Here is a 21,026-nt window from a genome sequence, read left to right as displayed (position 1 = left end):
TTTTATAGGTTAATTATTGTACAATAACCAGCATTGTAAAATTATGTCTGGGTGTATATTGTAGATGAAATACTCGATACTTGTTTCGCTTTTCTTTTGTCAATTTGCCTATGCAATGAATCATATTGTAATGGTTGGGGATGAAAAAGTAGAAATTAAGCATTTAGTAGGCAAAGGAAAAACTTATATCCATTTGCATCATAATGAACAAACCGCTTTAAAAGCAGCTCAAACAGTGATTCAAAAGGAAGGGGGGAGTCTTATTGCCTTGGTCCATTCTGGAGGTCGTAACATCGTATTTCATTTAAATAACCAACGTTATGAGTTTGATCCCAATCGTATTTTTACAGATAACGGGATTAAAAAAACCTTATCGCAGTTTGGCCAATATAATCCCCAGGCGCATCGCGAAGTAAATAAACTGGCAACTAAAATCAAACAATTGTTGCCAAAAGGCAAAGTCGTTGCTGTTCATAACAATTCAACTTATTCACTTAAGGATTATCTACCTGGGAAGACATTAGAAAATGATGCGCAGGCAATTCATATGACTCCTGAAAATTATTTTCGTAATTTTTATTTAGTTACCAAAATCAATGATTTTCTCCGTTTAAAAAGCAAAGGGTATAATGGAGTTTTACAAAAACCTTCTGCAACAGATGATGGATCTTTGTCCATATATTTATCAAAAAATGATTATATCAACGTTGAAGCTGGATATGATCAGCTGATCGAGCAAATTAAAATGTTGCAACATGCATAAGCTGGCAGAATTAAATACCTAGCATTTCTTTTTCATCTTTCAATGTCGCTCAGTCAGAAAAAGGCATAGGTAGCTAAGCTGAGCATACATTTTTCATCATAAATTTTAAATCTGACATCAGATTGACGCATAAAAAGCTCGGTATTTAATTCAGTCTGCTTAGTAAGCATCCAAGTGAAGTAATTAAATAGAAATGATACTTGGGATTCCAAGTTATCACATGCTATCATTGCCTTTTCTCTAATTTTACGGAGTTGTCAATGACATACGATAAAATCAAAGTGCCTTCACAAGGTGAAGCAATTACTGTTGCTCAGGATCTGTCACTTCGTGTCCCTAATAATCCCATTATTCCTTTTATTGAGGGTGATGGTATTGGTGTTGATGTAACACCTCCCATGATTCGAGTCGTTGATGCTGCAGTCGCTAAAGCATACGGCGATAAGAGAAAAATTGCTTGGATGGAAGTTTATGCCGGTGAAAAAGCAACTAAAGTGTATGGTCCCGATCAATGGTTGCCTAAAGAAACCCTAGATGCGATGAAAAAATATGTTGTTTCAATTAAAGGCCCATTAACGACCCCAGTTGGTGGTGGGATTCGTTCACTCAATGTGGCAATTCGCCAAGAAATGGATCTCTATACCTGTTTACGACCAATTCGTTATTTCGAGGGTGTTCCAAGTCCACTCAAAGAACCAGAAAAAACAGACATGGTTATTTTTAGGGAAAATTCAGAAGACATTTATGCCGGTATTGAATGGCAAGCGGATACTCCTGAAGCGAAAAAAGTGATTGAATTCTTAATGAAGGATATGGGCGTTAAAAAAATCCGTTTTCCTGAGCACTGCGGAATAGGGATTAAACCCGTTTCTAAAGCTGGGACTACACGTTTAGTAAGAGCTGCAATCCAATATGCGATTGATAATGACCGCCATACGGTAACTTTAGTTCATAAAGGCAACATTATGAAATTTACCGAAGGTGCGTTTAAAGACTGGGGCTATCAAGTCGCACGTGATGTTTTTGGCGCTAAAGAATATGAAGGCGGCCCCTGGTTGGAAATCAAGAATCCTAAAACAGGCAAGCAAATCATCATCAATGATGTAATTGCTGATGCGTTCCTGCAACAAATTCTTTTAAGACCAGAAGATTACAGTGTAATCGCTACACTTAATTTGAACGGTGATTATATTTCTGACGCTTTGGCTGCTCAAGTAGGCGGTATTGGTATTGCTCCAGGAGCAAATATTAGTGATGAAGTTGCTGTATTTGAAGCAACGCATGGAACAGCACCGAAATATGCAGGAAAGAATAAAGTAAATCCAGGTTCAATTATTCTTTCTGCTGAAATGATGCTCCGTCATATGGGATGGAATGAAGCTGCGGATTTAATTATCAAAGGCATGCAAGGTGCTATAGCAGCCAAAACTGTAACTTATGACTTTGAGCGTGGTATGATCGGTGCTACTTTGGTGAGTAGCTCTGGTTTTGGAGATGAGATAATTAAGCATATGTAAATTGAGTGGATATCCAATAGCCGAGGTGAATTGCAGAGTAATTTAAGGGAAGACGGAGATGGTCTCCTAAGATTCACTGTGCTTTACCTAGGCTACAATGTGTATCTTTTTCAGTTTATCGCTTAATGAATGCTATCTAACCAATATGTTTTTGATTATTTCAAAGACTAATTTTTTCATTAAAAATAACTGATTTTACTGGCCAAAAGTGCATAGTGAGTCTATAAAAATAATATAGAGGTTGTATATTATGACTGGGCAAAATCTAGAGGAAATTGTAAGGCATAAAGTCGCTGAGCCGGAACAGAGCACAGAGATTAGAGTGCCTAGAAAGTACAAAGTGGTGTTGCTCAATGATGATTATACACCTATGGATTTTGTAGTTGATGTACTGAAGCATTTTTTTCATCTTAATGAAGAAATTGCAATTCAGGTGATGTTACAGGTTCATATCCAAGGAAAAGGCGTGTGTGGGGTATTTACACGAGATATAGCAGAAACAAAAGTAGCTCTGGTAAATGAGTACGCCAGAATGAATCAGCACCCATTGCTATCGAGCATGGAACCCGAGTAAATTGCTATGGGCTGAAGAGGAGCAACGACAATGTTAAATAAAGAACTTGAATTCACCTTGAATTTAGCTTTCAAGGAAGCCAAAGAGAAACGTCATGAATTTATGACCGTTGAGCATTTGTTGTTGTCATTGCTTGATAACCCAGCGGCAGGAAGTGTATTGCAAGCATGTGATGCAAATATTGAAGCCCTGCGCCGTGATTTAATTGAATTCATTGATGAAACCACTCCTAGAATCCCTGAGGATGAATTAGACAGGGAAACTCAACCTACTTTAGGCTTTCAACGTGTATTGCAACGCGCAGTCTTTCATGTTCAATCTGCAGGAAAAACAGAGGTAACAGGGGCTAACGTTTTAGCAGCAATTTTTAGTGAACAAGAAAGTCAGGCAGTTTATTTCTTACGCCGTGAGAATATCACCCGACTTGATGTGATTAACTATATTTCTCATGGTGTTTCTAAGTATCAAAACAATGATATGCATGAGAACATGAACTCTATGGAAGATGATATGAGTTCATCAGAAGGCAATGAATCACCTCTAGAAAGTTATTGTACAAACCTCAATAGACGTGCGAAACAAGGAAAAATTGATCCTTTAATCGGACGTCATGAAGAAATACAACGTACCATTCAGGTATTGTGTCGTCGCAGAAAAAATAATCCTTTGCTCGTTGGTGAAGCAGGGGTTGGTAAAACCGCAATTGCGGAGGGATTGGCACGACGTATCGTGGATGGTGAAATACCTGATGCGATCCGTGATTGTATAGTCTATTCACTTGATCTGGGTGCGTTACTTGCAGGTACTAAGTACCGAGGAGATTTTGAAAAGCGATTAAAAGCCGTATTAAAGCAATTAGGACAACAAGAAGGGGCTGTTCTATTTATCGATGAAATTCATACTATTATTGGTGCTGGTGCAGCTTCAGGCGGTGTCATGGATGCATCAAACCTTATTAAACCCTTGCTTGCAAATGGCGAGCTAAAATGCATTGGTTCAACAACCTATCAAGAATACCGAGGCATATTTGAAAAAGACAGGGCCTTGGCAAGACGTTTCCAAAAAATCGATATTCCTGAGCCTACAGTCGATGAAACCTTTGAAATATTGAAAGGATTGAAAGGGCGATTGGAGGAACACCATGGTGTGAAATTTACAATTCCTGCCTTAAAAGCTGCTGCTGAGTTGTCTGCAAAATACATTAATGATCGATTTTTGCCTGATAAAGCAATTGATGTTGTTGATGAAGCAGGCGCTTATCAAAATTTATTAACAGCAAGCAAACGTAAAAAAATAATTAGTGTTACTGAAATTGAGAGTGTTGTTGCAAAAATTGCACGTATACCCATCAAGAAGGTCTCTGCTCGTGATAAAGATACCTTACGCAATTTGGAACGTGATTTGAAGCTTCTAGTATATGGACAAGATCAAGCAATTACTGCATTAGCTTCTGCGATTAAATTAGGTCGTTCAGGTCTGAGAGATCCACAAAAACCAGTAGGTTGTTTCTTATTCGCCGGACCAACAGGTGTTGGAAAAACAGAGGTGACGCGACAATTGGCTAATGTTTTAGGCATCGAATTACTTCGTTTTGATATGTCTGAATACATGGAAAAACATACTGTCTCACGTTTAATTGGAGCTCCCCCAGGGTATGTTGGTTATGATCAAGGGGGATTGTTGACAGAAGCCGTGACTAAAAATCCTCATGCTGTACTGTTGCTTGATGAAATCGAAAAGGCTCATCCAGATGTATTTAACTTGCTGTTACAAATTATGGACCATGGGACTTTAACTGATACTAATGGTCGTCAAGCCGATTTTAGGCACATCATTTTGGTAATGACATCAAATGCTGGTGCAGGAGAGATAGTACGAAATTCCATCGGTTTTTCACAACAAGACAACAGCAATGATGGCCTAGAAGTGATTAAAAAACAATTTAGTCCTGAATTTAGAAACAGACTCGATGCCATCATTAACTTTGCTCCATTGGATGCAATCACCATTGGTCTTGTAGTTGATAAGTTTATTATGGAGTTGGATGAACAGTTAAGTCATAAAGGGGTTACCTTTAACGTGGATAAAATGGCTCGTGAATGGCTTATTGAACATGGCTATGACAAAGTCATGGGCGCTCGCCCAATGGCCAGATTGATTCAAGAAAATGTTAAAAAACCTCTGGCTGATGAGCTTTTATTCGGTAAGTTGATGCATGGTGGTCATGTAACCTTAAAAGTTAAAGATGGAAAATTACATTTTGATAGTCATGATCATAGAGAGGGCGTTTTTTAAATGACGTTGAGTGTAATAATAATAACCAAAAATGAAGAAAGGAATATAAGAAGGTGTCTCGAATCCGTTCGATTTGCTGATGAAATAATTGTCCTGGATTCGGGAAGCACCGATAAAACAGTAGCAATAGCCAAAGAATATACGGAACATGTTTTTTCTACTGACTGGCCGGGTTATGGGGTTCAAAAACAAAGAGCCTTATCAAAAGCTCGGGGTGACTGGGTGTTGAATCTTGATGCTGATGAATCAGTTGGTGAGGAATTACAAAGAGAAATCATGGATGCTATGGCCTCTAATTCTGCGGATGCTTTTAGAATAGCAATTCAAATGCATTTTTATAATCAACCCCTAAAGTACTCTTCTAGTCCCAAGCGTCATATTCGTCTTTTTAAACGTGCAAATGCGCATTTTAGTGATGATATTGTGCATGAAAAAATAGTGCTTCCAGAGGGTACACGTATTGGTAAAATTAAAACCGCCATTATGCACCACTCATTTAAAGACGTCAGTCATGTCTTATATAAAATGAATAAATATTCGTCGTATAGTGCAAAAACATACATACAAAAGAAAAGAACCCCCAGTTTTATGAAAACGATGGCCAGCACTTCATGGATGTTCCTCCGGTGTTATATCTTGCAATGTGGTTTTTTGGATGGCAGAATAGGTTTCTTATTTGCAGTATTTAATGCACAAGGAACTTTTTATCGTGGCATTAAGCAATTGTATCAAGATATTGATATGGAACAATTGCCTTCTTTGGCAAAAAATACAGAGGAATTAATTTGATACGAAGCTTCTTAGAGGGAAAAGTTAATTTAATTGCACCAACCTTTCTTGTTTTATTGGTTTTTTTTATTCCTATAAGCACCAGTATTAAATCAATTTTATTGATATTAAGCTTGCTTGCTTTGCTATTAACTCCTTATTACAGACAATTTTTGCCTTACGCTTTTAATACCTTATGGGCTCGTTCCGGACTTGTTTTGTTTTTGTTTGTTCTTATTGCCTGTTCCTGGTCTCAAGCCCCATTTTCCTTACAATATAATGTTATTGATAAATATTCTAAACTCCTTTTCTTACCCATTCTTGCTGTGGGGTTTGTTAAACCAAAGACAAGGCTGTGGGTTTTGAATTCTTATATATTGGTGATGTTACTCACTAGCATTCTTTCATTTCTTAAGGAGAAACAACTTCTCGCGATAAACACTGAAGACCCGGGATATATTTTCTATAATCATATCGTTACGGGTTTTATGATTGCCTTAGGAGTTTATTTTGCCCTAATTTTATTATTGCAGAATAATAAAAGTGGTTGGATGCGGTTTTTTTACTTACTTATGGCATTAGTGGGAAGTTATCAAATATTATTTATTAATACTGGAAGAACAGGCTATGTGACTTACGGCATTTTAATGTCCTTGGTTATCTTACAAAAATTTACACCTAAAAAAGCACTTATAGGGATGGTGGTATTTGTTGGAGCAATGAGTTTAGCCTACGTGCTAAGCCCCGTAATGCACGAGAGAACTCTTTCAATGATAAATGAAATCAAGCTATTGCAAAACAATCAGGCGGACACCTCCTTAGGTTTTAGAATCCAGTTTCATCAATATGCCCAATCTTTATTTGAAAAGCATCCAATTTTAGGAGTGGGCACTGGAGGATTTCAGTATAACTTTGTTAAAGATCAACCGATTCCTTCTTGGGGGCATAAGCTTAATGAGCCCCATAGCCAATATTGGCTGACCCTTTCAGAACTTGGTTTGGCAGGGATTGTACTTTTCCTTTTTTTTATAGGCGCATTGTTTACAACTATGGTGCAGTTAAATGAAATGAAACCATTTCTTTTAGGCCTGCTGGTTTCTTTTTGTATCTTATCTTTTTCAGATACTGTATTTTGCTATTCAACAATAGGCTATCTATTAATACTTTTCAGCGCTTTGAGTTTTGGTGAATTAATTGAAAAAAATGAAGAGGGTGCAGTTCACACCATGTCCCCTTTGGAGATCCCTCCTTGTACTCGCGATGACGTGGGTTCTTTGTCCTAATCCTGGCTACAAATCACAAGCTATGTTCCTAAATATCTTCTAACTGCACCGGCCAAAGATGATAAAAATGATGTACTGGACCATTTCCCTGACCAACACTTTCTTCTTTTGCGGCGTTTATGGCATGGAATAAATAATTCTTTGCGATGCGGCATGATGTAATTAAATCTATGTTTTGAGCAAGACAGGCCGTTATTGCAGCGGAAAGGGTACAGCCAGTACCATGAGTGTTTTTGGAATGAATCCTTGGGCTTCTAAACCAATGAACGTCTGTATTTGTTCCTATTAATAAATCATTCGACTCCTGAGATGACAGATGTCCCCCTTTGAGTAAAACATATTTAGGACCAAAATCGAGTAATTTGTTTCCAACATCCAACATTTCTTCTTCATTGTTTGCGTGCAGCCCCGTAAATGTAGCTGCTTCCGGAAGATTCGGTGTAATTAACGTTGCAAGTGGCATCAGTTGAGTGATTAGTGAACTTACTGCTTCAGGTAATAATAAAGGATCCCCACTTTTAGCGACAGTTACAGGATCAATAATAATAGGAATATCTATCGCTCTGTTTTTCAGGAATGAAGAAACCAATTCGATGATGTCGCTATTAAAGAGCATGCCAATTTTTATACTGTCAGGTTTAATGTCATCAAATAAAGCATGAAGCTGATCGTCTATGGCTTGTAATGGGATATTGTAGAAGTGTCTAACACCACGGGTGTTTTGTACTGGTAAGGCAGTAAGAACCGTCATTCCATAACATCCAAATGCCGAAAAGGTTTTTAGATCTGCTTGAATTCCTGCGCCACCAGAACCATCAAATCCTGCTATAGATAAAGCTTTATAGTGCATCTTGCGATACTCCCTCAATTGCTTGTGACATTAAGGACCAATCAGGATGAAATAAATTATCGATAAATACCTGTTTGAATGCGGCAGGCCCTTTTATGTGTTCATGAGCCAATTGTCCGCATAAACCAAAATAAGCAGTTGCTTGCAGCGCTGCTTGGAAATAATCGGAATGACAGGCAATGAATGCGCTAAGAACGGCAGTCATCGTACAACCCATTCCTGTAATAAGTGGCATAAAGCTTGAACCAAAGGGCAGTATTTTGTGATCCACGCCATTGGTTATAAAATCTTCGGGGCCGCTAATCACAACTGTTTTTTGTGATTGCGCCAGCACTTGAGCACTTTTGATTGCGTCAGTAACAGGGTCTGCGCTTTCAACTCCTTTTGTCGCCCCATTTGAACCCGCTAATGAGATGATTTCACTGGCATTCCCTCTAACGACTTGGGCATAAGGAAGTAATCTCATTGCCGAAGAAGTACGGAGCTTACTTGCTCCAGCACCCACAGGATCTAGAATTAATGGTTTACCTATAGCGTGTGCAACATGAGCTGCGAGTAAGGCTCTTTCCATAAAGGCATCATCTAGAGTACCTATGTTGACATAAATAACTTGACTAAGATGGGCTAATTCTTCAATTTCTGCTTGAGACTCAGACATAAGGGGGGCAGCGCCTAAAGCCAAAAGACTATTGGCCATAAAATCCATGGTGACGTAATTGGTTAGGCAAAGTATTAATGGTTTTTGCTTCTTTAATAAAGTGATAGTAGATTGTATCTGATCGAGCATGTAAGTTCCTGATGGTTATACTTCGCCGAATTATAGAAGCCGCGAAGTATATATCGGAAGTTTACCAAGCTGCAATTTTCTCTTCTGGCCTCAATGAGCATTCTTCTGATATAGAACCATCATTACATACAACGAGCCCCGTTATGGTATAAGTAGTTACAGGACCGCCTTTCCATAAGCAGCAACCCCGAAAGAGTTGTAAATCCATTACAGCATGTGGTGTGCAATAACAGGTAGAGTAAAAACCATTTTTACAAACAAGTCGTCCAGCTGAAGAGTCGCAATAACTAATTCCGCCCATATTACTGCAGCAGCCATCTATATAAAATTTAGTTCCTTGGGCCGCTTGTGCGGGTGAGATCAGAATACTTAATATACTTGCATAGAAAAAAGCTTTAAGTGAGTGCATCTTGATTTCTCGAGTTATTTTTCTTTTTATCTGTTTAGAATAACATAGGGCCTGTTTACATTTCTACTATCTTGGCCAACCTGGGTCTGAAATGACTTGAAAATAATTGGGGTAAAGTCCAAATAGGTAGCTGACTGCTAAACCGGCGAGAAGACCAAACAAATGGGATTCCCAAGATATGCCTTTTTCTTTGGGGAAAATACCAAAAAAAATACCAGCAAAATAGTAGATGCTGATGATTCCCAAGATTATGGTAGTTAAAGTACCCTTTTGATAGATATTACTCACTAAAAACCCCCAATAACCGGTAATCAGGCCACTAGCCCCTACATGTAAGCCAGGTTTGGCAAAGCACCAAATAGCAATCCCACTTAAGATGGTAATCATTACTGTAACCACTAGAAAATAGTTAAGTCCGTTGATCAAAATGAAATTGCTTAAAACCACCAAAGGAATTGAATTAAAAAAAATGTGATTGAAATTGGCATGCAGCAGTGGGGCAAATAAGATCCCGGGCATGCCGCGGATTTGTCTTGGGATAATACCTAGAAATAATATTTTTCTATAGACCAGGCTTACAAAAAAGAAAAGCCAGGGTATTAACAAAATAATTTCCAAAATGGGAATGTTATTTTTTGTTTGGCTTATAATGAAATCAAGACTATTGTTTAATTCTTCAAGCATTTTTTACGTATCCGTTTACGCCCAATGTACCGAAAGGCAGCATTTGGCATATGTTTGGCGCGAAAAGAAAATTCGGAAGCCTCACATACGGATGTATATTAGGTTTCCTCAGCATCGTTTAAGCGCAACCAGGGCTCAAATCCAACCTTTCACCAAAATTCAAGAATCCCTCCTGAGCAGATACTTTTTTACTCGTTGATTTGAGTGATCTCGCAAGTTAAATTACCTTGTGCCAAGAGTATCTCGATTGAGTCGCCCATAGTTACTTGTTGACTGGAAAACAACACCTTATTTTCTTTCGTTGCAATTGCATATCCTCTATCCAGTGTAGCCAAGGGGCTGACTGCATGCAAGGTAGACAGTTGAGTTCTTAATTGATATTTAAGTTGATTCATTTTATTTTGCATGTGTTGGATTAACTGCAAAGTAATTTTTTGTAACAGTATCTGTGTTTGTTTGATTTGTGTTTTGGGGTTTTTAGCGTTCAGATGATTGATGCACAGATGCAATTGATGTGTTTTTTGTTTGATAAGATACACCATATGAGCAATTAATTGCCGTTCCAGATAATCGGATGTTTGCCAGTAACTCGCAATCGCTTTTTGTGGTGATGATATCTTGTCGATTAAATGCTGTAGTTTAATTTGGTATTTTTGCAAAAATCGATGGGTTGCTTCATGCATTCGTGAGATAGAGTGATTTAATAATTTAACCAATTCATTACAATCAGGCGTTACCGCGGTAGCGGCAGCAGTAGGTGTTTCTGCCCTATAATCCGATACAAAGTCAGCAATTGTAAAATCTGTTTCATGCCCTATCCCAGATACCGTAGGGATTGAGCTCCTTGCAATATGACGCGCTAATTGTTCGTCATTAAACGCCCAAAGATCTTCAATACTTCCTCCACCACGCGCAAGAAGAAGTACATCACATCTTTGTTCCTTATTCGCCAGTTCTAATGCATGAATTAATTGTTGTGCCGCACCAGCACCTTGTACTTCACTGGGATAAATTATGACCTTTGCCAAGGGGAATCGACGAGCAAGAGTGGATAATATATCGCGAATTGCGGCCCCAGTGGTTGAAGTGATTACTCCGATGATACGAGGCATGATCGGAATAGGTCTTTTTTTTGCGGTGTCAAATAAACCCTCTAAGGCAAGTTTATTTTTTAACGCTTCAAAACGTTGATAGAGCGCACCAAGACCTGCTTCGGTAATTTGTTCCACGATCAATTGATAATCGCCACGTGCTTCATAAAGGCTTAATCTTCCACTGGCAATTATATGTTGGCCATCGGTTAGTTTATGCGCACTGACATGGCGATTTTTAAAGTAAACGCAACGGATTTGGGCGTTGCTGTCTTTTAGGGTAAAATAAAAATGTCCTGAGGAGGGTTTACTCAAATTAGAGAGTTCTCCTTCAACATCGACTATTCCCAGTTCATTTTCAAGATAGCTTTTAACTTGCCGGTTGAGCTGAGTTACTGTAAGAATTTTGTTTTGTTTTTCCATGATAAGTTAAAAATATCCCATAAAAATGAAAACAAATAGAAAACAATCCTTTTGGTTTAAATTTTAAGCATAACAACAGTATTCCATCTTTAAGACGCAGAGTAACAAAATTCATCGCAGACTTACAGCACGAAAGAGTGAACTTCATGAATGAGCCATCTTGGCAAACCTTCTAAGAATAGGCTATGATCTTTTCTCTAAAAAATAAGAATAATAATAAAATGAACTCTTTCTTCAAAAATAGAAAATTAGGTATTTTCTGCTCATTTTTGTTTTTCCTCATCACCATGAGCATCACTGGTTGTGTTGACTTATCAGGTGGCAGGGCTTCTGAGAAAAAACCAATACCAAAGATCGCTCAATCGGTGGTCCATCAACCTACATCTCAGAAATCAACGAAACAAGTGAAAACGGTAAAGGCGAGTAAAACTCAATCCTACCGGGGTGAAGTACATACGATGTTAGGTGGCCTTGGACTTTTTAGTACGGGTATGCGAACACTGAGTGGAACTGTTGTTGAGGAATGTAATATACCAGCACCCAGTAATATGTGGTACAACGCCGGTAATGTGACGCGTTCTATAGTTTCTTATTATCAAAAACATAAGATGCACCGACCTATTATTCTAGTAGGGCATTCTTTGGGTGCTAATGAGCAAATTAAAGTAGCACGTAATCTTGATAAAGCAGGCATCCCAGTAGATTTACTCGTTACTGTAGATGCGGTGTCTCAAACAATTGTACCTCCTAATGTGAAGCATGCGATGAATTTTTACAAACCTGGTTTTGTTCCTATGTTTAGTGGTTTGAAACTCAGGGCAGTAAATCCAGAAAAAACTCGTATTGACAATATCAATGTCGCTACGATAAAAGGAATTGAAGTGAATCATTTCACGATTGATAAAGATCCTGTGGTTCAAGCAATGATAATGGATGAAGTAAAAAAGGTGTTGAGTAATGCAAATAAAGCAAAAGGGTAAAAAAGATTGTCCTCGTGTCTGCGTTATTGGATCAGGTCCTAGTGGACTTGCTGCAATTAAAAATTTGCAAGAACAGGGAGTAACTGATATCACCGTCTTCGAAAAAAATAATCAGATCGGTGGTAACTGGGTATATGATGAAAAAAATAATCATTCCAGTGTTTATGAAACCACACATATTATCAGTTCCAAGCGTTGGTCGGAGTTTGAAGATTTTCCTATGCCGGCGCACTTTCCTGATTATCCAGCACATGCCTTGGTTTTAGATTATTTCAAAAGTTATGCTGATCATTTTGATTTGGTTAAGTACATCCGTTTTAATACCAATGTTGTAAAGGTACAACATACCGATCAACATCAATGGAACGTTCTTTTTGAAAACGATCAAGGTACTCATGAAGAGTGTTTCGATTATTTGTTAATTGCCAATGGGCATCATTGGGACCCTTTCATGCCAGAATATCCAGGTACATTTTCTGGACAGTTGCTCCATTCGCATCAATATAAAAAAGCCTCGGTTTTTAAGGATCAACGTGTTTTGGTAGTTGGAGGGGGAAATTCTGCTTGTGATATAGCCGTAGAGATAGCTCGTATTTCGCCTAAAACCTGTATTAGTATGCGTAGAGGCTATAATATTTTTCCTAAATTTGTGTTTGGTAAACCGACTGATGATGCTGTGGCTAAAATCAGATGGATGCCTTCATGGTTAAGACAGAAAGTTTTGAGCTTTTTTATTCGTATTCTTCAAGGTCGATATGCGAAATATAAATTAATGAAGCCTGATTGTGGTCCTTTAGAAATTCACCCAACCATTAATTCAGAATTGCTGTATTTTATTAGGCATGGAGAAATTTTTCCTCGCCCTGGAATTACTCATTTCGAAGGAAATCGAGTTTATTTTACTCATGGCAACTATGAGGAGTTTGATACAGTAATTTTTGCCACAGGGTACAAAATCAGTTTCCCATTTCTTGATAAAGAAATTGCAGACTTTAGTAACTCTACCAAAATTCCGCTTTATCGAAAAATGATGCATCCAGACTATGATAATTTATATTTTATTGGTTTATGTCAGCCTCAAGGGTGTATTTGGCCTCTTGCGGATTATCAATCAAAAATAGTAGCACGTATCATTATGGGTACTTTAAAGCGACCTGATAAATTGCACGAAAAAATAATTCAAGAAATGAATAAACCCCATTATCGATTTAAATCGCATATACGACATGCCGTAGAAGTGGATTATCATAAATTCCGCCAAGAATTATTGGATATGCTGGAAGCCTAGGTGGTTTTTTCTTAGCCTGGGTTTAGCGCAGCAACGCTCTGTTATCCCGAGCAAGGCGAGGGCTCTCCATGCTTGTAGCACAGCACGCAGGTTGGCCCTTGGCCTATCAAAACAGCTATCATACGACTGGGTGTGTTGGGCTAAGGAACAACCTACCTGTTCAAACCAGTTATCGATAGAGGCTAATAAAACCAAGTTACTTTTTCACCGCCATGGAAATTGGGTTCCCTGCTCTGCACCCAGCCTAGTTTTTAATGCCGAGACTCTTGTCGTTTAATGAGTGCGCACATTAATTTTTCAATATTAGTAACATGAGGCTTTTCTTGAAGTATCATTGCTTTAGTCCGTTCTTCACAATATCCTTTTACTTCTTTATCTGGAAAAATATAGAACTTTTTTTGTTCCACTTCATGAACTATGTGTTCTGCTATATCGACTGCAGATCGAGAATGCGATAAAAGTGACTTTAATGCCTCATGAAAAGAGGAGTTTGTATTGGTTGTATGAGATAAAAGCGCTGTATCTGTAAAAGATGGAAAAACCACTGAGACATCCACTGGCTTGTTCAGGCGCACTAAATCAAAATACAAAGACTCAGATAAAGCAAGTACTGCATGTTTTGACATCGCATAAGAAGCTGTTTGTGACCCTGTACACAAAGCATATAAACTCGCTACATTAATGATATGTGAATGAACAGTTTGACGAAATAAGAAAGGAGTAAATGCTTGAATGATATGAATCATCCCATATAGATTAACCTCCATAACCTTTTGGATATGTTCAGGACATAAGTCCCAAAGAGGTGCTAATTGTCCTATGATACCTGCGTTATTATAGATCCAATCAACACGTTCCAACTGCTCCTCAATCTGCTTCACTAACTGTGCTACTTCATTCGGTTGGGTCACATCACATGGAATTTCCAGAATTTTTTCTGGGAATTGGGATAATAGTCGTTCAGCCTCTTGTTTGAGTTTAATGCCATCTTTATCCACCATAACTACAGTGTTACCTCGTTGTAAATTGACTTCGCTTAACGCTAAGCCAATTCCATTTGCAGCTCCGGTGATTACAGCTACTTTCATTTTCTTTCCTTTTGCTATAATGTTTTATAAATAATACAAACATAAGGATGCTATTTTGAAAAACGGTGACGAAATACCAGAACCTTATGAGTATCCTGATGAGCCTAATGAGTATCCATCAGAACCAGAGCCCTATGAGCCAGATACTCCTGGAACTCCTGAGCCTGAGCCATCACAACCCCATGAGCCCAATTGGGAGTAGCCTTTGTATCGTGTCTCACGTACCGAAAGGTTGTATTTGGTAAAGCTTAAGCTCTCACCCATTGCCATTTAGTTAGGTGAATATCCCTTCTCCCCGCAGGGAGAAGGTGCCCATTAGGTCCGATGAGGGTAATTGATTCGGTTAGTGGACCCTCAGCCCGGTTCCTCTCCCACAAATGGGGGAGGGGTTTTTCTCGTATTCACCCAGGCACAACGCCCTATACACTATTAGTGCCCATTTATAAGCAGATCTAAGGCTTTCCCTATGTCTTTAGCCCTCATTAAACTCTCTCCAATAAGAAATGTATTAATTCCGTGAGATTGCATCAAATCGATATCTGTATGTGTATTAATACCACTTTCAGTAATGGTTATTCTGTCTTGAGGAATGTATTGTTTTAACTGGATACTGAGTCGAATGTCTGTGTTAAACGTATGAAGGCTACGATTATTAATACCTATTAAAGGCGTAGGCAAACGCAGTGCGCGTTCCAGTTCTTCTTTGCTATGACTTTCTACCAGTACCGCCATTTGCAGTTCATGCGCTAATTGGCAAAAATCAGCAAGTTGGATATCATCAAGTAAGGCAACAATCAGTAAGATACAATCCGCGCCTAATGCCAGGCTTTCATAAATTTGATAGGGATCAATTATAAAGTCTTTGCGGAGTACCGGTAATTTGCAATGATTTTTTGCTTGAGCTAAATAATCAGGGTGACCCTGAAAAAAATCAACATCAGTAAGAACAGAAAGGCAACGTGCCCCGTGTTGTGCATAGATTGTTGCAATCTCCTCTACATTAAAATCTTCTCTGATTAACCCTTTGCTAGGGGAGGCGCGTTTAATTTCTGCAATAATTGCCGGGGCTTGATCTATGGTCAACGCAGTAACGAAATCTCGTCGATCCATAATGGGTTGTTGTACCAACCAATTTAACGGTTTGTTTTTTTTGGCCAGAGCAACTTCTTCCTGCTTACGTTCGGAAATACGTAGTAATACACTATTCATGATGCGATTCTTTATTTAAAGTTTGAGTTAGTTGACTAAGTTGAGTAAAACATTGATTGGCTTTGCCGCTATCTATTGCGATCGCCGCTTGCTCTAATGCCTCCGCAAAAGAAGTATTTTCGTCAGCACAGTAAATCGCTGCAGCGGAATTTAATAAAACCATATCACGTGCCGCTCCTTGTTTTCCAGAAAATACATCCTGAATAAATTCTAAACTTTGACGTGGTGAATCAACAATCACATCATCTAAAGAATGGCGCTCTAGGCCATAGTTTTCTGGACTAATTATCCAATGATTAAAAGTTCCTTCCCGATATTCAATTACATCTGTAGGTGCTGCAACACTGATTTCATCTAATCCATCTTGAGAGCTGACTACTAAAGCTCGTTCACTTCCCAAATGAGCAAGAACTGCAGCTAAGGGTTGTTGCCATGCTGTTGAAAATACACCTACGACTTGTTTCTTTACTCGAGCTGGGTTAATTAAGGGGCCTAATAAATTGAAAAAAGTTCGAATACCCAATTGTTGTCGTGCAGTTCGTGCGTATTGCATGGCAGGGTGGTAGTGGGGGGCAAATAAAAATGCCAAACCGCATTGTCGGATACACGTTTGGACTTGATGATCGGTAAGAGTCAATATGAAACCTGCCTGTTCTAATAGGTCGGCACTTCCACTACGACTCGAAACAGAGCGATTTCCATGTTTTGCGACGGGAAAACCTGCCGCTGCCACTACAAAGCTACATGCCGTAGATACATTAAATGTATTTTTTCCATCACCGCCGGTGCCAACGATATCAATCAGATTCGAACCGAGCTCTATAGGATGAGCCAATTGCTGCATAACCTCCGCTGCAGCGATTAATTCCTCTGTGGTTTCACCCTTCATCCGCATGAGGGCTAAAAATGTTGCGATTTGTGCATCATTATATTCACCTGACATACACGCATGAATGACTTTATGCATTTGTTCTGGGCTTAAGCTTTTTTTAGCGATCAGGTGTTCAAAAAGGAGATTGGGTTTCATATTGTAAAAAATTCTCTAATAATTGCAGGCCATACTGGCTTAATATTGCTTCTGGATGGAATTGTAGACCAAAAACAGGGTATTGACGATGTGAAATCGCCATAATTGTATCATTTGCCCAGGCATCGATAGATAGGCATTCTGGAAGACTGTCTTTTTCTACTGCTAATGAATGATAGCGGGTTGCTTTGAAGTGATTTGGAATATTTTTAAAAATTCCATTCTGGTTATGTTCTATGGTTGATGTTCTTCCATGCATTATTTCTGGTGCAGGTATTATTTGCCCCCCAAAAACTTGAGCAATACTTTGGTGTCCTAGGCAAATACCTAATACAGGGGTGGTTTGATAAAACGTGCGAATCGCTTCCATTGAAATCCCTGCATCATTTGGCGCTTTGGGGCCTGGTGAGATTACCAAATGGTCTGGAGCAAGTTCTTTTATTTGGCTTATATTGATTTGATCATGAGTATAAACTAACACTTCTTGGCCGAGACATTGAAAATATTGTACCAGGTTGTAGGTAAATGAGTCATAATTGTCGATAATGAGCAGCATATTAAATCAAAATGTTAGTCAATTATGTATACCGGTTGCGGTAGCAGCGGAATCCGGTTTTATTTGGTCATCCCGAGTATAAGAAGGGATGACGGGTTCCAAGTTACAATGTAAATTCTTCGCCTAAATAAACAGCTCTGACTTGTTGATTGGCCAGTATAATCTCAGGGTTACCTTCACACAAGGTTTTTCCTTGGCTGACAATATAGGCTCGTTCGCATATATCTAGGGTTTCTCTTACATTATGATCAGTGATTAAAACGCCTATGCCTTTATGGCACAAATGTTGAATAATTTTTTTAATATCAAGAACGGAAATAGGATCGACTCCGGCAAAAGGTTCATCAAGAAGAATGAAAGAAGGTTCTATAGCAAGAGCTCTTGCAATTTCGACACGTCGTCTTTCTCCTCCAGATAAAGCCATACCCAGGCTTTTTTCTAAATGTGTAATGTGAAATTCTTGAAGTAATAAATCCAGTTTTTCTTCCCGAGCTTGTTCATTTAAATCTGCTCTAAGCTCCAAAATAGCCATGATGTTCTCCGCAACAGTAAGTTTACGGAAAACAGAAGCTTCTTGAGGAAGATAACTGATACCTAAACGCGCCCTTTGATGCATGGCACTTGCAGTTATGTCTTGGTCAGATAAGAAAATTTGTCCCTCATCGCATGATTGCAAGCCAACGATCATATAAAAACAGGTTGTTTTTCCGGCGCCATTAGGACCGAGTAAGCCAACACACTCACCTTGTTTAATATGGATGCTGATGCCATTAACCACTGTTCGCGATTTAAAAGATTTTTTTAGATTTCGCGCTTCAAGGATGTTCATGATGGTTTCTTTTCTGGATGATAAATAATAGTTATTCTTTGGTTGTTGTTACCCTGAGACAATACGTGCTGTTTTTCAGTATCATAACTTATTTTTGCAGCAGAGAAAGAGTTTTCTCCTTGTTCTACTCGAGCATTTCCTATTAACTCAATTAAATGACGTAAGGGATAATATCGAATAGTATCTGCATAGGCATGCACCGGTGGCTTCTTGGGATCTGTTGTGGTCCAATAATGGGCTTGTTTTCCGGTAGTTCCGCTAGCTATGGCCACAACGAGTTGATTTTTTTCATTTCCTAGAGTCACTGCTTTGGCCGCATGCAGATTTGTTGTTCCTTGTACTAATTCAACATTGCCAGTATAAATCCCTTTATGTTCTTGTTGACTCAGATCCGCTGTATCAGCCATGACATGCATTATTTTCTCTTTATCCTCTGTTAGAGCATATACGATAGAGGAGAGAAACATTAAAAGAAGGATTAGACTGTAGTTAACCATTCGCTGGAACATAACTGCCTCTTGCCTGGTGAAGTAATTCTACTCTTTTTTCATCAAGGTAAGCATTCATTCCAGTCGATTGAATGATGTTCCCTGGTTGTTCATAGGTGACGAGCACATCGGAACTGGCCTTCTTTTCTTTAGGGAAATAAGTTACTTCTTCTGTTTTCAGAGTACTTTCTTGTGAATTATTTCCTTTTTGCTGACGTACTATGACATTACCTGTAAAAGTAATTCGTTTGCCACCTTCAAATGATTTAGCTTTTTTTGAACTAATATCCCAAGGGGCTTGCTCTTCCTGACTTACTATAATATGCGGTTTTTGAAATAAATAAATATTGCCATTTTGAATATGCTGCATGAGGGGGGCTGTGAGTATGTTGGCCAGCATCCCTTGTTGATTAAACTGACGCACTGTAACATTAGAAATAGTCGTATCTACCGAGTTCGCTAAAGTATCTCTATCCAGACGTATCATTGTCGTTGAGCGGCTGCCATAATACCATCCTGAACAGGCTAGGAGAATCAAAGTAAAAAAAAGCCACATGAGTTGTTTTGCTGCATTCATTTTTTTAGATAACCTGCTATAGCCAAGTCCATTTTATTCTGTGCTTTAAGAATAAGGTCGCATAATTCGCGTACTGCTCCTCGGCCTCCCGTTAGGGTTGTCTGCCACATAGCAATTTCTTTAATTTGATCTACTGCATTGGCCACTGCGACACTAAAACCGACTTGTTGCATAATGGGTGCATCAGGAAGATCATCACCAATATAAGCAAAATGTTCATCTTGAAGATTTAGTTTCTCTTTTAGTTGCTTGTATGTCTCTTGCTTATCAAACTGATCTTTATAATAGTGAACTATACCTAGTTGCTGCATTCTATGATCTACAACTGCATTGCGCGAGCCCGTAATAACTGCTACTTCGATTCCAGCAGTCATGAGTAATTTTAAGCCCACTCCATCTTGAATGTGGAATGTTTTCAGTTCATTAAAGTGATTATCGATATATAAGAGGCCATCGGTAAGAACGCCATCCAAATCACAGATAAGGCATTTAATGTTTTTGGCTCGTTCAATTAATTTGTTCATTTAGAAAACACCTGCTTTTAATAAATCATGGAGATGAAGAACGGCTGTTGGTCGCTTTTCGTCGTCAATGACAATTAATGAAGTAATACTGTGCTTTTGCATAATTGCCAAAGCTTCTGCAGCAAGCATTCCCTTAGGAATCGTCCGTGCATTACGAGTCATGACCTCTTTAATTGGGGTAGTATTAATATCATATTGACGCGTTAAAGTTCGCCGAACGTCTCCATCGGTATAGACTCCAACTAGATAGCCTTTATTATCAACAATACACGTCATACCCAATTTTTTATCGGTTACTTCAATTAATGCTTCACTCACCGTTGCATTTTCATGAACAAGTGGGAGTTGGTCTCCATGATGGCAGAGTTCATCGATACGCAATAAAAGTCGTTTACCTAGAGAACCTCCGGGGTGCGATAATGCAAAATCTTCTTCACTAAATCCTCTGGCCTGCAAAAGAGCAATCGCTAATGCATCACCCATAACTAAAGCAACAGTAGTGCTGGTTGTAGGAGCAAGGCCAAGTGGGCATGCCTCCTGTTTAATACTGACATCTAAATTCACATCCGCTGCTTTCGCTAATGTAGACTCTGAATTCCCGGTCAAGGTAATTAATGGAACCTCCATGCGCTTTAATAAAGGAAGCAGGGTGACTAGTTCTAATGTATTGCCTGAATGAGAAATGGCGATCACTGTATCTTGTCGAGTAATCATGCCGAGATCTCCGTGGCTTGCTTCGCCAGGGTGCATGAAAAAAGAAGGGCTTCCGGTACTGGATAGGGTGGCAGCGATTTTATTCGCGATATGACCGGATTTTCCCATACCAGTTACTACGATCCGTCCCTTGCAAGCGAGTAACAGTTCGCAAGCTTTTTCAAATCGGTTATCAATTCTTTGGGATAATTCAAAAACAGCTTGTGCTTCGGTTTCAATAACAGCAAGTCCAAGTGTACAAAAATTCATAGGTCATTCGATGTTTTTTGTTTATTTTTCATTCTAACAAAAAAACATTTGAA

At 38.8% G+C, this 21,026-nt stretch carries 23 protein-coding genes; 9 read left to right on the top strand and 14 right to left on the bottom strand.

Going from position 1 to position 21,026, the window contains the following annotated elements; translation table 11 throughout:
* The first annotated feature begins 64 nt into the window (after positions 1–64).
* The 6 genes from EL022_RS13305 (at position 65) to EL022_RS13280 (ending at position 7,200) form a co-directional block, all read left to right on the top strand.
* Positions 65–763, top strand: coding sequence for a hypothetical protein (locus EL022_RS13305; RefSeq protein ID WP_028380104.1), 699 nt, complete (start codon positions 65–67; stop codon positions 761–763).
* A gap of 260 nt (positions 764–1,023) precedes the next feature.
* Entirely contained in the window at positions 1,024–2,280 is a 1,257-nt protein-coding gene (icd, locus tag EL022_RS13300; protein ID WP_028380105.1) for an NADP-dependent isocitrate dehydrogenase, read from the top strand.
* A gap of 250 nt (positions 2,281–2,530) precedes the next feature.
* Positions 2,531–2,854 carry an ATP-dependent Clp protease adapter ClpS gene (gene clpS, locus EL022_RS13295; RefSeq protein ID WP_028380106.1) on the top strand — a complete coding sequence of 108 codons (324 nt, stop codon included), beginning with the start codon at positions 2,531–2,533 and terminating at the stop codon, positions 2,852–2,854.
* A 30-nt stretch (positions 2,855–2,884) separates the two neighbouring features.
* Positions 2,885–5,149: an ATP-dependent Clp protease ATP-binding subunit ClpA gene (gene clpA / locus EL022_RS13290; RefSeq protein ID WP_028380107.1), complete on the top strand. Its 2,265-nt coding sequence runs from the start codon at positions 2,885–2,887 to the stop codon at positions 5,147–5,149.
* Positions 5,150–5,938, top strand: a complete 789-nt coding sequence (locus EL022_RS13285) for a glycosyltransferase family 2 protein (RefSeq protein ID WP_028380108.1) — start codon at positions 5,150–5,152, stop codon at positions 5,936–5,938.
* Entirely contained in the window at positions 5,935–7,200 is a 1,266-nt protein-coding gene (locus tag EL022_RS13280; RefSeq protein ID WP_065235799.1) for an O-antigen ligase family protein, read from the top strand. Before EL022_RS13285 ends, EL022_RS13280 begins: the two co-directional genes overlap by 4 nt.
* Before the next feature lie 28 nt (positions 7,201–7,228).
* On the opposite strand, the gene thiD is transcribed toward EL022_RS13280, so the two are convergent.
* From thiD to xseA, 5 genes are all read right to left on the bottom strand, one after another.
* Complete coding sequence (gene thiD / locus EL022_RS13275; RefSeq protein ID WP_028380109.1) at positions 7,229–8,050, bottom strand: bifunctional hydroxymethylpyrimidine kinase/phosphomethylpyrimidine kinase; 822 nt, start codon at positions 8,048–8,050, stop codon at positions 7,229–7,231.
* The gene (gene thiM, locus EL022_RS13270; RefSeq protein ID WP_028380110.1) at positions 8,040–8,837 is read right to left on the bottom strand and encodes a hydroxyethylthiazole kinase; all 798 of its coding nucleotides are present in this window, start codon (positions 8,835–8,837) and stop codon (positions 8,040–8,042) included. Before thiM ends, thiD begins: the two co-directional genes overlap by 11 nt.
* Before the next feature lie 61 nt (positions 8,838–8,898).
* Entirely contained in the window at positions 8,899–9,246 is a 348-nt protein-coding gene (locus tag EL022_RS13265; RefSeq protein ID WP_028380111.1) for a hypothetical protein, read from the bottom strand.
* 66 nt (positions 9,247–9,312) lie between these two features.
* Positions 9,313–9,930: a rhomboid family intramembrane serine protease gene (locus tag EL022_RS13260; RefSeq protein ID WP_028380112.1), complete on the bottom strand. Its 618-nt coding sequence runs from the start codon at positions 9,928–9,930 to the stop codon at positions 9,313–9,315.
* A gap of 188 nt (positions 9,931–10,118) precedes the next feature.
* Positions 10,119–11,444: an exodeoxyribonuclease VII large subunit gene (gene xseA, locus EL022_RS13255; RefSeq protein WP_028380113.1), complete on the bottom strand. Its 1,326-nt coding sequence runs from the start codon at positions 11,442–11,444 to the stop codon at positions 10,119–10,121.
* 221 nt (positions 11,445–11,665) lie between these two features.
* On the opposite strand from xseA, the gene EL022_RS13250 reads away from it, so the two are divergent.
* Positions 11,666–12,424, top strand: coding sequence for a hypothetical protein (locus tag EL022_RS13250; protein WP_028380114.1), 759 nt, complete (start codon positions 11,666–11,668; stop codon positions 12,422–12,424).
* Complete coding sequence (locus EL022_RS13245; RefSeq protein ID WP_028380115.1) at positions 12,402–13,712, top strand: flavin-containing monooxygenase; 1,311 nt, start codon at positions 12,402–12,404, stop codon at positions 13,710–13,712. Before EL022_RS13250 ends, EL022_RS13245 begins: the two co-directional genes overlap by 23 nt.
* Positions 13,713–13,963: 251 nt before the next feature.
* Here EL022_RS13245 and EL022_RS13240 read toward each other — a convergent pair whose 3' ends face one another.
* Entirely contained in the window at positions 13,964–14,800 is an 837-nt protein-coding gene (locus EL022_RS13240) for an SDR family NAD(P)-dependent oxidoreductase (protein WP_028380116.1), read from the bottom strand.
* Positions 14,801–14,855: 55 nt separating this feature from the next.
* On the opposite strand from EL022_RS13240, the gene EL022_RS16110 reads away from it, so the two are divergent.
* Positions 14,856–15,002 (top strand): hypothetical protein, encoded by a 147-nt coding sequence (locus tag EL022_RS16110; RefSeq protein ID WP_164715641.1) that lies wholly within the window; start codon positions 14,856–14,858, stop codon positions 15,000–15,002.
* A gap of 227 nt (positions 15,003–15,229) precedes the next feature.
* Here EL022_RS16110 and trpC read toward each other — a convergent pair whose 3' ends face one another.
* The 8 genes from trpC to EL022_RS13200 all read right to left on the bottom strand — a co-directional run bounded on the left by trpC (position 15,230) and on the right by EL022_RS13200 (position 20,973).
* Positions 15,230–16,009: an indole-3-glycerol phosphate synthase TrpC gene (gene trpC / locus EL022_RS13235; RefSeq protein WP_028380117.1), complete on the bottom strand. Its 780-nt coding sequence runs from the start codon at positions 16,007–16,009 to the stop codon at positions 15,230–15,232.
* Positions 16,002–17,036 carry an anthranilate phosphoribosyltransferase gene (trpD, locus tag EL022_RS13230; RefSeq protein WP_028380118.1) on the bottom strand — a complete coding sequence of 345 codons (1,035 nt, stop codon included), beginning with the start codon at positions 17,034–17,036 and terminating at the stop codon, positions 16,002–16,004. The genes trpC and trpD overlap by 8 nt, the downstream gene beginning before the upstream one ends.
* Positions 17,014–17,592 (bottom strand): anthranilate synthase component II, encoded by a 579-nt coding sequence (locus EL022_RS13225; protein WP_028380119.1) that lies wholly within the window; start codon positions 17,590–17,592, stop codon positions 17,014–17,016. The genes trpD and EL022_RS13225 overlap by 23 nt, the downstream gene beginning before the upstream one ends.
* 103 nt (positions 17,593–17,695) lie before the next feature.
* Positions 17,696–18,421, bottom strand: coding sequence for an LPS export ABC transporter ATP-binding protein (lptB, locus tag EL022_RS13220; RefSeq protein WP_028380120.1), 726 nt, complete (start codon positions 18,419–18,421; stop codon positions 17,696–17,698).
* Positions 18,418–18,930, bottom strand: a complete 513-nt coding sequence (gene lptA / locus EL022_RS13215) for a lipopolysaccharide transport periplasmic protein LptA (protein ID WP_028380121.1) — start codon at positions 18,928–18,930, stop codon at positions 18,418–18,420. Before lptA ends, lptB begins: the two co-directional genes overlap by 4 nt.
* Positions 18,911–19,486: an LPS export ABC transporter periplasmic protein LptC gene (gene lptC / locus EL022_RS13210; RefSeq protein ID WP_028380122.1), complete on the bottom strand. Its 576-nt coding sequence runs from the start codon at positions 19,484–19,486 to the stop codon at positions 18,911–18,913. Before lptC ends, lptA begins: the two co-directional genes overlap by 20 nt.
* Positions 19,483–20,010 carry a 3-deoxy-manno-octulosonate-8-phosphatase KdsC gene (gene kdsC / locus EL022_RS13205; RefSeq protein WP_028380123.1) on the bottom strand — a complete coding sequence of 176 codons (528 nt, stop codon included), beginning with the start codon at positions 20,008–20,010 and terminating at the stop codon, positions 19,483–19,485. The genes lptC and kdsC overlap by 4 nt, the downstream gene beginning before the upstream one ends.
* A complete protein-coding gene (locus EL022_RS13200; RefSeq protein WP_028380124.1) occupies positions 20,011–20,973 on the bottom strand; it encodes a KpsF/GutQ family sugar-phosphate isomerase in 963 nt (320 codons plus the stop codon).
* Positions 20,974–21,026 lie beyond the last annotated feature (53 nt).

The sequence above is a fragment of the Legionella cherrii genome (genome assembly GCF_900635815.1).
Lineage (GTDB): Bacteria > Pseudomonadota > Gammaproteobacteria > Legionellales > Legionellaceae > Legionella > Legionella cherrii.
This window is presented reverse-complemented; position numbering and strand designations above follow the sequence as displayed.

What these genes read in the sequence shown, in the direction of transcription:
- kdsC (WP_028380123.1), bottom strand. Translation starts at nt 20,010, where the DNA reads ATGAACAAATTAATTGAACGAGCCAAAAACATTAAATGCCTTATCTGT.
- EL022_RS13225 (WP_028380119.1), bottom strand. Translation starts at nt 17,592, where the DNA reads ATGCTGCTCATTATCGACAATTATGACTCATTTACCTACAACCTGGTA.
- xseA (WP_028380113.1), bottom strand. Translation starts at nt 11,444, where the DNA reads ATGGAAAAACAAAACAAAATTCTTACAGTAACTCAGCTCAACCGGCAA.
- thiM (WP_028380110.1), bottom strand. Translation starts at nt 8,837, where the DNA reads ATGCTCGATCAGATACAATCTACTATCACTTTATTAAAGAAGCAAAAA.
- icd (WP_028380105.1), top strand. Translation starts at nt 1,024, where the DNA reads ATGACATACGATAAAATCAAAGTGCCTTCACAAGGTGAAGCAATTACT.
- EL022_RS13240 (WP_028380116.1), bottom strand. Translation starts at nt 14,800, where the DNA reads ATGAAAGTAGCTGTAATCACCGGAGCTGCAAATGGAATTGGCTTAGCG.
- EL022_RS13260 (WP_028380112.1), bottom strand. Translation starts at nt 9,930, where the DNA reads ATGCTTGAAGAATTAAACAATAGTCTTGATTTCATTATAAGCCAAACA.
- lptC (WP_028380122.1), bottom strand. Translation starts at nt 19,486, where the DNA reads ATGAATGCAGCAAAACAACTCATGTGGCTTTTTTTTACTTTGATTCTC.
- EL022_RS13245 (WP_028380115.1), top strand. Translation starts at nt 12,402, where the DNA reads ATGCAAATAAAGCAAAAGGGTAAAAAAGATTGTCCTCGTGTCTGCGTT.
- EL022_RS13265 (WP_028380111.1), bottom strand. Translation starts at nt 9,246, where the DNA reads ATGCACTCACTTAAAGCTTTTTTCTATGCAAGTATATTAAGTATTCTG.
- EL022_RS13250 (WP_028380114.1), top strand. Translation starts at nt 11,666, where the DNA reads ATGAACTCTTTCTTCAAAAATAGAAAATTAGGTATTTTCTGCTCATTT.
- lptA (WP_028380121.1), bottom strand. Translation starts at nt 18,930, where the DNA reads ATGTTCCAGCGAATGGTTAACTACAGTCTAATCCTTCTTTTAATGTTT.
- clpS (WP_028380106.1), top strand. Translation starts at nt 2,531, where the DNA reads ATGACTGGGCAAAATCTAGAGGAAATTGTAAGGCATAAAGTCGCTGAG.
- EL022_RS13305 (WP_028380104.1), top strand. Translation starts at nt 65, where the DNA reads ATGAAATACTCGATACTTGTTTCGCTTTTCTTTTGTCAATTTGCCTAT.
- EL022_RS13285 (WP_028380108.1), top strand. Translation starts at nt 5,150, where the DNA reads ATGACGTTGAGTGTAATAATAATAACCAAAAATGAAGAAAGGAATATA.
- lptB (WP_028380120.1), bottom strand. Translation starts at nt 18,421, where the DNA reads ATGAACATCCTTGAAGCGCGAAATCTAAAAAAATCTTTTAAATCGCGA.
- clpA (WP_028380107.1), top strand. Translation starts at nt 2,885, where the DNA reads ATGTTAAATAAAGAACTTGAATTCACCTTGAATTTAGCTTTCAAGGAA.
- EL022_RS13200 (WP_028380124.1), bottom strand. Translation starts at nt 20,973, where the DNA reads ATGAATTTTTGTACACTTGGACTTGCTGTTATTGAAACCGAAGCACAA.
- trpC (WP_028380117.1), bottom strand. Translation starts at nt 16,009, where the DNA reads ATGAATAGTGTATTACTACGTATTTCCGAACGTAAGCAGGAAGAAGTT.
- thiD (WP_028380109.1), bottom strand. Translation starts at nt 8,050, where the DNA reads ATGCACTATAAAGCTTTATCTATAGCAGGATTTGATGGTTCTGGTGGC.
- trpD (WP_028380118.1), bottom strand. Translation starts at nt 17,036, where the DNA reads ATGAAACCCAATCTCCTTTTTGAACACCTGATCGCTAAAAAAAGCTTA.